Origin of the sequence: Gimesia fumaroli (assembly GCF_007754425.1) — a bacterium.
Taxonomy (GTDB): Bacteria; Planctomycetota; Planctomycetia; order Planctomycetales; family Planctomycetaceae; genus Gimesia; species Gimesia fumaroli.
The window spans coordinates 6,267,249-6,279,926 of sequence record NZ_CP037452.1 but is presented as its reverse complement, the minus strand read 5'-3'; the positions used below and the strand labels follow the sequence as shown (position 1 = coordinate 6,279,926).

General features: G+C 51.7%; 11 protein-coding genes. 3 read left to right on the top strand and 8 right to left on the bottom strand.

What is annotated here, in order from left to right:
- Positions 1-200: 200 nt before the first annotated feature.
- The 5 genes from Enr17x_RS23820 to Enr17x_RS23800 form a co-directional block, all read right to left on the bottom strand.
- Positions 201-1,403 carry a hypothetical protein gene (locus tag Enr17x_RS23820; protein WP_145312175.1) on the bottom strand — a complete coding sequence of 401 codons (1,203 nt, stop codon included), beginning with the start codon at positions 1,401-1,403 and terminating at the stop codon, positions 201-203.
- Between the two features lie 310 nt (positions 1,404-1,713).
- On the bottom strand, positions 1,714-2,283 hold the full coding sequence (locus tag Enr17x_RS23815) for a hypothetical protein (protein ID WP_145312174.1): 570 nt from the start codon (positions 2,281-2,283) through the stop codon (positions 1,714-1,716).
- Positions 2,284-2,536: 253 nt separating this feature from the next.
- Positions 2,537-3,862 (bottom strand): Gfo/Idh/MocA family protein, encoded by a 1,326-nt coding sequence (locus tag Enr17x_RS23810; RefSeq protein WP_145312173.1) that lies wholly within the window; start codon positions 3,860-3,862, stop codon positions 2,537-2,539.
- Between the two features lie 258 nt (positions 3,863-4,120).
- On the bottom strand, positions 4,121-4,609 hold the full coding sequence (locus tag Enr17x_RS23805) for a GNAT family N-acetyltransferase (protein ID WP_232100833.1): 489 nt from the start codon (positions 4,607-4,609) through the stop codon (positions 4,121-4,123).
- 193 nt (positions 4,610-4,802) lie between these two features.
- Positions 4,803-5,540 (bottom strand): class I SAM-dependent methyltransferase, encoded by a 738-nt coding sequence (locus Enr17x_RS23800; protein ID WP_145312172.1) that lies wholly within the window; start codon positions 5,538-5,540, stop codon positions 4,803-4,805.
- A gap of 250 nt (positions 5,541-5,790) precedes the next feature.
- Between Enr17x_RS23800 and Enr17x_RS23795 the strand changes: the two genes are divergently transcribed.
- Positions 5,791-7,389 carry a mechanosensitive ion channel family protein gene (locus tag Enr17x_RS23795; protein ID WP_198000763.1) on the top strand — a complete coding sequence of 533 codons (1,599 nt, stop codon included), beginning with the start codon at positions 5,791-5,793 and terminating at the stop codon, positions 7,387-7,389.
- Positions 7,390-7,402: 13 nt separating this feature from the next.
- Here Enr17x_RS23795 and Enr17x_RS23790 read toward each other — a convergent pair whose 3' ends face one another.
- The 3 genes from Enr17x_RS23790 to Enr17x_RS23780 form a co-directional block, all read right to left on the bottom strand.
- Positions 7,403-8,422 carry a carbon-nitrogen hydrolase family protein gene (locus Enr17x_RS23790; RefSeq protein ID WP_145312171.1) on the bottom strand — a complete coding sequence of 340 codons (1,020 nt, stop codon included), beginning with the start codon at positions 8,420-8,422 and terminating at the stop codon, positions 7,403-7,405.
- Between the two features lie 68 nt (positions 8,423-8,490).
- Positions 8,491-9,255, bottom strand: coding sequence for a DUF3050 domain-containing protein (locus tag Enr17x_RS23785; RefSeq protein WP_145312170.1), 765 nt, complete (start codon positions 9,253-9,255; stop codon positions 8,491-8,493).
- Positions 9,256-9,410: 155 nt separating this feature from the next.
- The gene (locus Enr17x_RS23780; protein ID WP_145312169.1) at positions 9,411-9,794 is read right to left on the bottom strand and encodes a VOC family protein; all 384 of its coding nucleotides are present in this window, start codon (positions 9,792-9,794) and stop codon (positions 9,411-9,413) included.
- A gap of 322 nt (positions 9,795-10,116) precedes the next feature.
- Here Enr17x_RS23780 and gntH point away from each other — a divergent pair, with 322 nt between their 5' ends.
- Entirely contained in the window at positions 10,117-11,565 is a 1,449-nt protein-coding gene (gntH, locus tag Enr17x_RS23775) for a guanitoxin biosynthesis MBL fold metallo-hydrolase GntH (RefSeq protein ID WP_145312168.1), read from the top strand.
- A gap of 68 nt (positions 11,566-11,633) precedes the next feature.
- Entirely contained in the window at positions 11,634-12,671 is a 1,038-nt protein-coding gene (locus Enr17x_RS23770; protein WP_145312167.1) for a CobW family GTP-binding protein, read from the top strand.
- Positions 12,672-12,678: the final 7 nt, after the last annotated feature.

Sequence of the window (12,678 nt, the reverse complement as noted above, 5' to 3'; positions counted from 1 at the left end):
TCACAAAGGGTGGCTAGCGCCATTCCGCTCATATCAGGGATGATATTTAGATCACCGATCGAATGCTTCCACTTCGTACCGCGCATAAAAAAGCAGACCAACAGAGGGCCTTCTGTTGGTCTGCCTGGATTGCAATACTTTAGTCGGCACTTCAGTATTGCAGATCAGGATTTTTCCTTTTAACGCAATTCCATTTTTAATTAGTCAGCGATTTCAGCACCAATTCCCGCACCGATTGCTGCGCCACGGTTTCCACCGATGGAACCACCAATTTCAGCTCCAATGGCAGCACCCTGACGACGATCATTATTCATCCGACCACGGTATCCTGAAGACCATTGACCTCGGTCGTTATAGTGTCCGCGGTTTCGCGATCCACGATCATAGCGACGATCGTATCGATTATAGCCATTTCGGTTGCCATAACCGTTCCGGTTACCATACCCGGGGCGGTAATTGTAATACCGGTTCCCGTAGTAACCGTTTCCACGATGGTACCCACGGTTTCCATAGCCGTTGTCGTAATAGTAGTCACTGTCATCGTAGTAGTAACCGTCATCGGAGTAAGTCTGGAAGTCTCCTTCAAACTGTCCTTGCCCCTGAAATTCCTGGTTCATAGGACGGTTCGGCTCACGATAGGTGACTGGGTCAAACGGTTCCCATTGGCCATTGTTATCAATTAACCATTGACCGTTTTCAGTTTTAAACCACCAGTGACCGTTGTGGTGACGATAGCGAGCACGCGTTTCGTCGTCGATATCCAGGTGGGCCGTTCCCTGACGAACCATGTCGTCGATCTCGACTCGTCCCTGTCCCTGGAAAGTTTGACGCTTACCATCGGGAGGCAGAGGAGTATTTCGAAGACGCTTCTGCATTCCCTTCTGTCCGTCACGAACCTGGTTCACACCTTCGCGGACTTGCTTTTTCATCTTGCCAGTCTGCGGCAGACCTTTTCTGATCGCTCCATCAGTCGGACCGATTTTTCGTTCCTGTTCAATCTTGCTTTTCTGATCGTTCAGAGGTGTTCGGCTGGGAGTTTTTAGTTTCCCCTTGGTTTTACTTTTCGCATCGAGATTTGCATCCAGCTTATTGCCTGCTTTGGCATCGGCATCCAGTTTGTTTTTTGTGTCCAGCTGACTATCCAGCTTTTGACCTGGTTTCAGTTGAGACTTCGATTTCAGTTCCGTCTCTGATTTCAGGTTCCCTTTGACACCCTTGTTTTGCTTTGCCCCATCCAGTGGTACCTGTGGTGCATCGGCCTTCGGCGTAACCTGGGCACCCGCTTCAACGCCTGCTCCGACTTTCCCAGCGGCTCCATCAAGAGGTGACTGAGCAGTCAATAATGCAGGACTGATTCCAAAGACAGCAGCAGCTGCCATCACTTTTATACTTCGGCGTAACATTTCATTTCCTTCCGTTTTGTTTCTTGTTGACTAGATGTGGTTTGTTCCTTGCCACGGTAGAGAAGAGACGCAAAGCCCATGCCAACACCCTCAAAAGCGTTAAAACTGGCGGAAAAACACTGTTTTTGTAGTGTTTGAGAGAAACAGGTTCAAGTCAGGCTTTTCGCTCGTTGACCGGACAACGAACAGGCCGGTCCGAAAACCACCAGCGTTTGTGTTACCAGACACCACCGTTGTGTGTGAATAGACGTTCGTGAAACCGGTGGCTATTAACTCCGCTCAATGACAAGAGAGAGTCTTGGTTTGGGGCTTAACGAGATTGATTTAGCCACATCAGATGCTCTTTATTGGCCTGGTATATCTCACGACAATAAGGTTCCAGAATCTTTCGATCTGCTTTGCGGGCACCGGTAATCGTACAAAAGCGTTTGACGATCCCGACAGGAGTCTCGTCACTCAACCACCAGATCTGGCCATCCACAAAACAGACGAAAAAGCCGGGATAGTCTTCTAACCCCAGACCGCCCGGTACATTGATTTGGTCAGGCAGCGTTTCTACATTGAAATCCCCCGGCTGCATCCAGTGCGTCTTACTTTGATACACGTCTGCAAACAGAATCAGATCTTCTTGTAAGGATTTCACCAGCGTTGGATTGGTCTGGTCAAAGGCAGTGTCCGGTCCTCCCATCGCGAACACAAAGGTCTCTGATTCTCCCTCATTGCAAAACAAATACAACGAGACCGATTCTCTGTAGTGTTGATATTCCTTTACAGTCCAGTGGAGATCATGGGGAAGCGGCACAGGCCAGGTTAGGTATTCCGCAAACCGCCAACTGTAAAGTGGTTTACCGCCCTGGTCTTTCCGGTTCAGAGGAGCCATTGCGTAACTCCCGGATTCCCACACCTCAAAACTATGATCATTTTGATCATTGATGTAATTCAACGTGTTGAAATCAAACAGCAAATTCCGGTAAGCATTAAATCGATGATTGGCATCGCTGATGCTGGAAAAAAACCGCGCAGAAGACATAGAGAAAATGGATTACCAGAAATAGCAAAATCGCACAGATCAGAAATATTCCGATTCGTGTGCGACGTTGCATCATAAACCATTCTGCTCACTTCATTTTCGATTAACTCGTGAACTCTTCCCAGCCTTTACGGAACTTTGAGAACAGATATTGTTTGGCGTTGTCGTTCCCCTTTGCGGTCAGCGTGGATGCATCCCAGTCGAAGCCGCCGCCGGCGCGAAAGGCGGTGTTGCCCAGTAGCACGGTTTCGGACAGTGGTCCTGAATAGTCGAAGTTGCAGGTTGCCGGCTGACCTCCCTTGCAGGCATCGGTCCATTCCTTATAGAAGCCGGGGGAATCGGGGATGAATTTCTCTGGTGCTTTGAAGTTGGCAAATGTTTTTTCGGGGAACAGTTTCAATGAGCCGAATCCGGTCAGCAGCATTCCCTTGGAGCCGATGAACAGGTTGTTGGCTCCTTTGAGTTTGAGTCCCTTCTCTTTCAGAATCGCCGGGCCCCCTTTCTGCTGTGACCAGTGCAGCTTGATCGCGCCCCGTTTATCGTTGGCGGGGAATGCGAAGCTGGTCTGCATGTCGCGGGGCGTCTGCTCGGCGTCGAGTTTCGGTCCAGAGGCATCCACGCGGGTTGGGTATTTCAAATCGAGCGCCCAGAATGGGATGTCCAGAATATGACAGCCCCAGTTGCCGGTTTCTCCGGTGCCGTAATCCCACCAGAATCGCCAGTTGTATGGTGCCAGTGCGCCCTCTCCTTTTTTATTCACAGCATATGGCCGAAACTTTGCGGGGCCGATCCATAGATCCCAGTCGAGTGTTTTGGGCGGCGGAACGGTTTTCACTGGTTGTCCTGGCATGCCACGACTGGAACTGACCCAGCTGTAAACTTCACTCACATCGCCGATCGCGCCTGACTGAATCAGTTCAACGGCGCGATGCATGTTCGAGAGTGCGTGGCGCTGCATGCCGAGCTGTGTGGCGAGTTTGTTTTTTGCGGCGAGTTTGGTCATCTCGCGCACTTCCCAGACGGAATGGGCCATCGGCTTTTCGCAGTAGAGATGCTTGCCCATCGTCATCGCGATCATCGACGGATGAAAGTGTGTATGGTCGGGTGTGCTCACCACGACGGCGTCGATCTGATTTTCCATATCGTCCAGCATCCGGCGGTAGTCGGTATATTTTTTCGCTTTGGGATACCGCTCAAACGCTTTCCCGGCTCGCTTTTCATCGACATCACACAGCGCGACAATGTTTTCGGTTTTCCCGACCCCACTCAGGTTCGCTGATCCCCGCCCGCCGATCCCAATCACGGCGACATTCAGTTTCTCATTCGCGGCCGCCCGCGTCGGTTGAGCAGAACTCCCCAGCCAGAGACCGGCTCCCAGAGCGGCGGTCGTCTGTAGAGCTTCGCGACGGGTGATGCGTGAACTGGTCATATTGAATCTCCTCAAAATCGATGCGCAATTTAAAATGACTACTAAAAGTATAACCGGTCTCGGCTGCAAATTTGACCACAGATGATTCTTCAGCGTCGAAAAAATGCGTTTTTATTTCGTAAGAAGTGTAAGAAATTGAGCGAAAGAGAACTGTTTTAGTGAGCGGAATGGCGCTAGCCACCAGTTTGAAAAAAACGCCCATCAATCACAACCGGCGGCTAGCGCCGACCCGCTCACATTTGCTGCTTAAAATAATATTTACACAACAACAGTTCGTTCCATGGTAACAAAATGAAGTTGGTCGTGGATCTCACTGATGCACCAGTTGGCGATTACTTCGTTGACTATTTGAAATCCCAGCTTTTCAAACAGGGGGACGTTGCCCGTTTCTTTGATGGTCTCTATGACAACTTTGTGACGGCCTGTGCTGGCGGAGTGGTCGCAGATCCTATTCAGTAAGTGGCCGGCAATACCTTTTCGTTGAAACTCGGGACGAACGGCTAAACCAATCACATGCAGATGCTCCTCATGGAGATCAAATTGAACGGTTGCCACAATTTGCTCATTGATGACGGCGACGAGCCGGGTTTCTTCCCATGGGTGTTTCGTCTGATGAGATAAAGTTTCTAAGGTCGGGCGATAGATCATCCTGACTGGCGCAAAAGCAGATGCGAAGACTTCAGCGACTTCTTTCTCGTCAGCGCTGGTGGATTCACGGATCAAAAAATCTGAAGAAGAGTGCTTCACATGATTGCCGATTGATATTATCAGGCCTCTGCTTTTTCCGACTGCACATCATAATCATACAGGTTCGAAGTGTCTGCATCGATTTTAAACGAATCAATGACGGGAATGAAGGTCTTCCCTGCGCGAAGTGTATGGTATGCGTCTTCTAAAAATGGTGGATGGCGCCAATTCGTTCTTTAAAACAAGCTGCTGACTACTTCACACACTCAATAAACGCGACGGGTGAATTTTCCATGAGGGGAGCCCAGAAGTCGATGGAGTTGTCTTTGAGCCCGTCGGGTGAAAGCTGGGGCGTGTGCCAGTTGACTTCGCTGAAGCCGGCTTCACGGAATGCGGCTTCGTGGGTTGCGACATTCAGGTGGTAGTTCTCTATATCAAACGGGCCGTCTTCCAGGTGGAACGTCCAGGTGATCGGGGTTCCTTCCCGCCAGTCACCGATGGTGGTGGTTTCAAAACCGTACTGTCGGAATGAAGGCGCACTCGGAAAGTGATACGCGGGACTACTGTTAACTGTGACAAACCGTCCGCCTGGTTTGAGGGCCCGCGCGATGCCGTCGCACATCGTCTGCAGTTCGTCGCGCGTGCGGGCATAGTTCAGCAGATAGGCGGCGATCGCCAGATCGTACTCGTCGGCGACAGGCAGTTCGCGTGCATCACCCACAATATAGTTGATTCCCTGTTGATGCGCGGCTTCCTGTTTTTGGGCGAGCTCGATCATTCCTTGAGAAAGGTCGACGCCGGTCACACGGGCCGCACCCCGTTCGCGAATCATGCGTGTATAAAAACCTTCGCCACAGGCAACATCGAGGACCGTCAGATCGCGCAGGTCGCCGGCCAGCTCCATTAATGTGAAACATTCCACGAAGGTTCGCCACGGCTGCTGTTTAGAGCGTTGATACTGTTCGGCGATGGGATCGTAGTTCGTAGTCATGTTCTGATCGCACTTTCGGTGACGATATGGAAAACTGCTCTGGTAAAAATTTTACGTCTGCTGGAATATAACGTAAGATTGTGAAAAGTACTGCTGAATTTTTTGGTTTTCATAATAAAATAAGTTCAGAAAGCCGCTCGAAACACAGTGTTATGTAATTTTGATGCCATCTTGTCCGTCTGCTGAATCCTGTTATGATTGGCGCGCGTTCGGACCTCCCCTAATCAATTATCAAACTCCGGAGTGAATTGTGAGATTTTCCAAGCTGTTTTTCCTGCTCATTATGTTCTGCTTTCTGCCTGGTTTGACGGCATTAGCTCAAGATACGAAAAAAACGGAAGAGTCAAAACAGGAACAACCGCCTCAAACCGTAAAAGACTTAAAGCCAATTACCACCATCGATCCTTCCATTCCCCTGGATCAGTTGAAGATCATGGTTCGACCTCTCACAAAAACAGAATTAGAGGGCGAAGCGAATGCCTGGTTTGAACTCTTGCGGAACAAAGCCCGTCAGATTGCAGCGGCCCGGCTGGGTGTCAAGAAAACCAACGAAGCCCTGGCGACCAACGATGAAATGCAGGCTATCGATTCTCTGAAAAGAGCCGAACGGGTCAAAGCAACGGCGGATAAAATGGCGCAGAAGACAGAAGAAAAACTGACGCAACAGGCGCAGGAGAATCTGGGGGTGAACCTCGATGATCAGGGGGCGAAGTCGGATGAGACATCTGACGCAAAACAAGAAAAAAAGAAAGACGAGAATTCCATTAAGCAGGCTGAATCGGGAACCGAGGCCCCTGCCCAGTCAGCCGAAGCGATGAAAACCGAGTTTTTGGATAACCTCATGAAGCTGCAGGACGAACGTACGGCGTTGAGTGACCGGCTCGAAGTGGTATTGGCTTCTTTGGAACTCAAAGGGGGAAATGTCGAAACCTATCAGAAATATATGACAGCGGTCTCGGGGATTGAGTTGGATACGTCAGATGCCAGTGCCAGTTGGGCTGGTATCAAAGGCTGGCTTGTTTCCAAAGAAGGAGGCCAGCGCTGGGCTTGGAACCTTGGTAAGTTTTTATTCATCCTGCTGATGACCTGGTTGACGGCCAAAATTGGTTCGTCGATCGTCAAGTGGTTGCTGGATCGCAAAGTCAGGCTGACACAGCTGGCCGAGAATTTAATCAGTGGTACCATCAAAAATGTGATCTTCCTGGTCGGGTTCGCGGTCGCACTCGCGGCTCTGGAAGTGGATATGACCCCGGTTTTAGCGGCGATCGGAGCGACTGGCCTGGTCGTTGGTCTGGCGCTGCAGGGCACGTTAAGTAACTTTGCCAGCGGGCTGATGATTCTGATCAATCGCCCCTTTGATGTGGGCGATGTCGTGACCGCAGGCGGGATTACCGGAACCGTCCGACAGATGAATCTCGTTTCGACCACGTTTCGTACGTTTGATAACCAGACGATTCATGTTCCCAATAACTCCATCTGGAACAATGTGATCACAAACATCACAGCGAATAAAGTCCGTCGGGTCGATCTGGAATTTGGCATCGGCTACGAAGACGACTTTGAGCGTGCCGAAGAGATTATCAAAGACGTGCTTGAAAATCATGAATTGGTGCTGAAAGATCCCAAACCAGATGTCGTGGTGCATGCGTTGATGGATTCCTCCGTGAATATTGTCTGTCGTCCCTGGGCGAAAACGAGCGACTGGTGGGCCGTCAAAACGTCGGTCACCCGGGAAGTCAAACGCCGCTTTGATCAAGAGGGAATTTCGATTCCATTCCCGCAAACGGATATTCACGTTTATTCGACTGACGAGGCGAATGAGAAAAAGTCTGCGTTGGAAAGCAAGTAACGAGTGCCTGGCGTCAGGACTGAAACGTCGGTTTGTCCACATCAGTCGGATCATCGTCCCGGTATTGAAAACGAATCGGGCGCTGCGCCGTTCGATCGACGGTCAGCTGGAAAATATCGAATCGATTGTACCCGCCCACCAGATCGTGCAACTGTTTCGGTTCCACACACGAGGAAAGATCAACGTCGGCATAGAGCAGACCTTCGTCTGCCTGCATGATCTCACTGATCGGAGTGCCGCCCGGGCCGATGGCGACAGAAATGCCGCGCGGACTCGCGTCCAGAATTCGCCCTGCCTCTTTGTCTCGTTTCGCCAACAGGTCTCGCGCGTTTTGATCCAGGTAACCGGCGGCGACGAGATTGAACAGCTTGCCTTCAAACGAATGCGCGCCCGCACGAATCAGGATGGCATTTTTAAGATCATAGTTTTCATGGACGGCGGGATCATGTGACGGCCAGACCGGCGGATACGTCGAAAGGTGAACCTGTTCCCCTTGCGCAAGTAATGCGAACCGAGCGAGCGGATTCGTATTTTCGCCGCAGATCAGCATGCCCACGCGTCCCAGCCGCGTCGGGCAGACTTCCAGCCCCGCACCGTCGCCGGGCGCCCAGATCAGTTTTTCATAAAAGGTCGGCACAATCTTTCTGTGATGACACATAATGTTTCCTGCATCGTCAAACAACACGTTGGAATTCCAGATGCAGCCGCTGCTGACGGTGGTCCCTTCATTGAAGCCCATCGAAACAAACAGCTCGCATTCGCGGGCGGTCTCGGCGATTTTTGCCAGCTCGGGGCCGTCAATCTGGATCGAATTCGCGGCCAGTTCGCAGAACAGATCATGATTGTGAATCGGCGCCTGCAGTGCACACCAGACGGGGAACGCGGGAATATACGTCTCGGGAAACACAATCAGCTCCGCCCCGTTCCGCGCTGCTTCACGGATCAGCGAACAGGCTTTATCGACCGTTGCATCTTTATCCAGGAAAACCGGAGCCACATGCGCCATTGCTGCTTTGAATGAGGGGTAAGTCATGATTGAGCACCGAACGTATTAAAAATATGTATTAGTGAAAGGTAAAAATTTCTTTCAGAATCGATTCCTCAAACTTTCGCCTGAATACTCTCCAACACACCATCCCACAATTGCAACCGAGCCTGAACGGCGGATTGGGCTGCTGCAATCGCTTCCTGACTTTTGGTTTCGTCGCCCGCACACAGTCCGTTGAGCAGGCGAAGTGAGAGCGGAGCGTGGAAATCGCCGTCGAGGTCGATGTGCCGATTCAGGTAATAATGAAACACGGGGGCCTCTGTTTCCGTAACGCCGGAGCGTTTGAGGATCGAGCGAAACATATCAGGAATGATATGTTCGCGTCCCAGTGCAAAGGCGGCGGCGATTTTGTGCGGTGCTCCCTCTTCAATGAAGGCAAACGTTTTCGTGGTGAACTGCCGCGAAGCCTCGGGCACACAAGGCAACGCGAGTGCAGCGTGAATTCCCTCTGTCTGCACACAGGCGATGAATTCCGCGAGCGACTCCGTCTCTGCGCCGACTTCCTGCATCGCCGTCTGATACAGTTCAAAGTGGCTGGAATATGCGCCGTCGGCGGTTTCGTCGCATTCTTCTTCCAATACGATCTCGTTGATAAATCGTCGAACGCTCGCATCGCCCAGAGGCACCCAGGGCGCGCCGGTCGGTGCCACGACCCCTTGCAGATACTTCACCAGCGACATGAAATCCCAGACCGAGTAGACATGGTGCTGCATAAATCGCTGCAGATCGTCCAGCGTGGCGATCGCCTCGTAGATCGGATGGTCTTCCAACTGATTTTTGAACGATTCAATAATTTCTGACGTGATTTGTTGCGACATCCGTTTCCATTCCCTGGATAACTAATTCTGAGCGCCATTCCGCTCACAAAATGTGATTGAGCGCATTTGGGTTCTCAAATTTCAATTCAACTCAGGCGATTATAGTCTGCTCAATCATTTCTGGTAGGGGGCTTGGAAGAATTCTGTGAAACCGATCAGACATCGCCATAGTGTCCGGCAAGGACGACGACATAACCATCCGGGTCGCGGATCCAGATTTCCCGATGGTTGGCATTCGGATTGACCAGCGGCCCGTCCAGAATTTCTGCAGACATGGCTTGAGCCCGCGCAACCGCGTCATCGAAATCATCAATCCGAAACCAGAGCAGCACGCCGTTGCCTTTGGGTTGTTCTGGATCGCTCAGATGAGGATGCTCGTGTACGTCCCAATGATGCAGTTGCAGGATCAGGCTGTCATCGTTTGCGGTCAGCTGTTCATATTCAGTTCCACCATGGCCACTACGACAAATCAGTAAGCTTTGATACCAGGCACTGCTGGCTTCGACATCATGAACGGCAATCATCGGATGCGGCTGCATTTTCGCATACTCCCGTAAAAAGAACGATATGTGAGTTACGATCGATTCAAAATGACGATTATTAAGAAAATTTTAAAATTGCTGTCAAACAGAGTCAGCAAATTGCAATCGTGCTTCGTACAAGTGACATAATCGTATCAATTCGAAAACTCAGAGATTGCATTAGACGGAATTCGATTTGGACGATACTATTAAAGTGCGTTCCTGAAATCAAATAATTTCATTCTGGTGCCGTGATTCCTGTCTGCCGTTAGTCTGCACCTCTACCCAATTCCAACTTCGATTAGCCACGATAACACACCCTGATGTTGAGGAGACTCTCTTGTCTAAAGACGATCAAAAACCAAACGAGCCATCAAGTAATAGTCAAGGTCGACGCAATTTCCTCAAAGGGAGTGCGGCTGCTGTTGGCGCTGGTCTCGCGGCTTCTGTCCCTGGCGTTACTTCGGCGGCAGACAGTGATTGCGAAATGAAAAATCCGTATGGCCCCCGCCCTGGTGGCGGGATCAGTCTCCCCGACTATTACAAACCCTGGCCGGCGATCAAAAATCGCAACGTCTTTATGCCCGGCACCGAAATTCTGCCGAAAAACGAAATGCGAATTTCCTTCCTGGGAAGTACGCCTTGGCCGCCCACACGATTGCAGTCGGGCACTTCGATTCTGGTCGAACTCGGCAATGGGGAATCGCAGCCCAGGCGTTTCTTTTTTGACCTGGGTAACGGCAGCATCTCGAACGCCATCGCCATGCAGGTGCCCGCGCCGTTGATCAATGATATTTTCATCAGTCACCTGCACTCCGACCATTATGCAGACTTACCTTACTTTTACCCCTTCCGTGCTTTTTCCGGCGGCTACACTCCCTTGCGGGTCTATGGCCCTTCGGGCAGAACGCCTGAACTGGGCATCAATCATATGATCAAACATATGAAAGAGATGAACCGCTGGCACGAAGAAAACTTTAATTCCTGCCCCATCGGCGATGGCATGAATATTGAAGTCACCGAATTCGACTGGAAAGAAGAAAACGGCATCTGCTACGACAAAGACGGCGTGACCGTGCGTCACTGGCCGCGTTCGCACGTGAAAGATGGTGCGTCCGCGTATCGCCTCGACTGGGAAGACGCCGGTTTGTCGTTTGTCTGGACCGGCGACGGTCGCCCCGATGAACTCTCGGCCAAGTACGGCAAAGATGTTGACGTGTTTGTCTCGGAAGGGACGATTGATGTGCCTCAGCTTTCGTCAATGAAACTGGGCGCACCGGCGGAACTCTGGGAGTACACCATCGATATCTTCCATACGATGTACTACGCTTCTGGCTACCTGTTCAAGCAGACCCAACCTCGGATGGCGGCGATCTGTCATTACGAATATGCGGGACCCGCGCTGGAAGCAGAGTCGACGGCAGAAGTCCGTTCGAACTGGGACGGGCTGTTTATGTTTGCCGGACCTGATGTGCAGGTGATTAACGTCACCAAAGATGCAATCTGGTCGCGCGAAGCCTTACTCCCCGATGGAGCCGCCCCCGCCTCGATGGACCCGCGCTGGTTGCTCAAACCGGGCGAAAAGCTGCCTGCAGAAATCAAGCTGCCGACACCGCGTCTGCCTCGCGAAATGCAGCAGGAACAGTTCCTGCGTGATCTGGAAATTGATCCGAAGAAATATTATCCGCCCGACGCCTATCGTAAGCCGGTTCAGAAGTGGCCTGGCATTACTTTGAATCCGCGCCAAATGCTCGAAGCACGCGGCATCAAAGTTGACGACGATAAGTAAGGCCACCTGCATCAAGGGAACGCTGCCGCTATCTGAAAAGCGTTCCCTATTTCCATTTTGAGATCAACATGACTGAAGATGAACGCCCCATTCTCGCCCCCGCGCCGCGCCTCGAACCGATTGTGATTCCTGGTCGCGATCCCGTGCCGGTCACTCTGCTCACCGGTTTTCTGGGCGCTGGCAAAACGACGCTCCTGAACCGCATCTTGAACGGCGACCATGGTCTGCGCGTGGGCGTGCTGGTGAATGACTTCGGTGCGATCAATATCGATGCCGAACTCGTCGAAGGCGTCGAAGAGAACACGATCAACCTGACTAACGGGTGCGTCTGCTGTGAAATTCGCGACGATCTGGTCAAGTCACTGGAAGAACTGCTGACGCGCGATGATGTGATCGACTATGTGATTCTGGAAGCGAGCGGCGTGGCCGACCCGGAAGGGATCGTGATGACCTTTCTGAATGCCCGCTATGAAAACCTGCTGCGTTTGGACAGCATCACTTGTATCGTCGATGCGGAAGCGATCTTCACTCACGCCGACAATGACGAGCTGTCGGCACTCAAACTGCGGCAGATCGGCTTTGCCGACATGGTGGTCTTAAATAAGGTGGATCTCGTCGGCCCCGATCACATTGAAGTCATCGGCGAATGGATCGGCCAGCACTTGAACCGGATTCGCATCATCAACGCGGTCCGCTGTGAAGTTCCGCTCGAAGTCTTACTGGCGGTCGGGAGGTTTGACCCGGGGCATCTGGAATCACAAAAACAGGAGAACAGCGAGAACAGCGAACCGCAGAAGCATGAAGCCGCCCACCAGATCTTCAAAACCTGGAGTTATGAAACCGACCAGCCTTTCTCGCTCGAAACACTGGGTGAAATGGTCCGCAGCCGGTTGCCGGCGGATGTTTATCGCTGCAAAGGCATCGTCTATTGTGCCGAGGCACCCGAGAAACGACATGCACTGCAAGCGGTCGGCCGTCGTACTGAAGTGACGGAACTCGATGACTGGGGCACGCGCAGGCCACGCACCCGGATTGTCGCCATCGGTTCCGCCATTGATGCCGCGCAGTTGACAGAATTGTTTAACGCCTGTCTTCAGCAGGAATAGACACAAG

Bases quoted from the DNA above. Each gene is read 5' to 3' on its own strand.
- Enr17x_RS23820 (WP_145312175.1), bottom strand. From the start codon at position 1,403: ATGTTACGCCGAAGTATAAAAGTGATGGCAGCTGCTGCTGTCTTTGGA.
- Enr17x_RS23815 (WP_145312174.1), bottom strand. From the start codon at position 2,283: ATGGCTCCTCTGAACCGGAAAGACCAGGGCGGTAAACCACTTTACAGT.
- Enr17x_RS23810 (WP_145312173.1), bottom strand. From the start codon at position 3,862: ATGACCAGTTCACGCATCACCCGTCGCGAAGCTCTACAGACGACCGCC.
- Enr17x_RS23800 (WP_145312172.1), bottom strand. From the start codon at position 5,540: ATGACTACGAACTACGATCCCATCGCCGAACAGTATCAACGCTCTAAA.
- Enr17x_RS23790 (WP_145312171.1), bottom strand. From the start codon at position 8,422: ATGACTTACCCCTCATTCAAAGCAGCAATGGCGCATGTGGCTCCGGTT.
- Enr17x_RS23785 (WP_145312170.1), bottom strand. From the start codon at position 9,255: ATGTCGCAACAAATCACGTCAGAAATTATTGAATCGTTCAAAAATCAG.
- Enr17x_RS23780 (WP_145312169.1), bottom strand. From the start codon at position 9,794: ATGCAGCCGCATCCGATGATTGCCGTTCATGATGTCGAAGCCAGCAGT.
- Enr17x_RS23770 (WP_145312167.1), top strand. From the start codon at position 11,634: ATGACTGAAGATGAACGCCCCATTCTCGCCCCCGCGCCGCGCCTCGAA.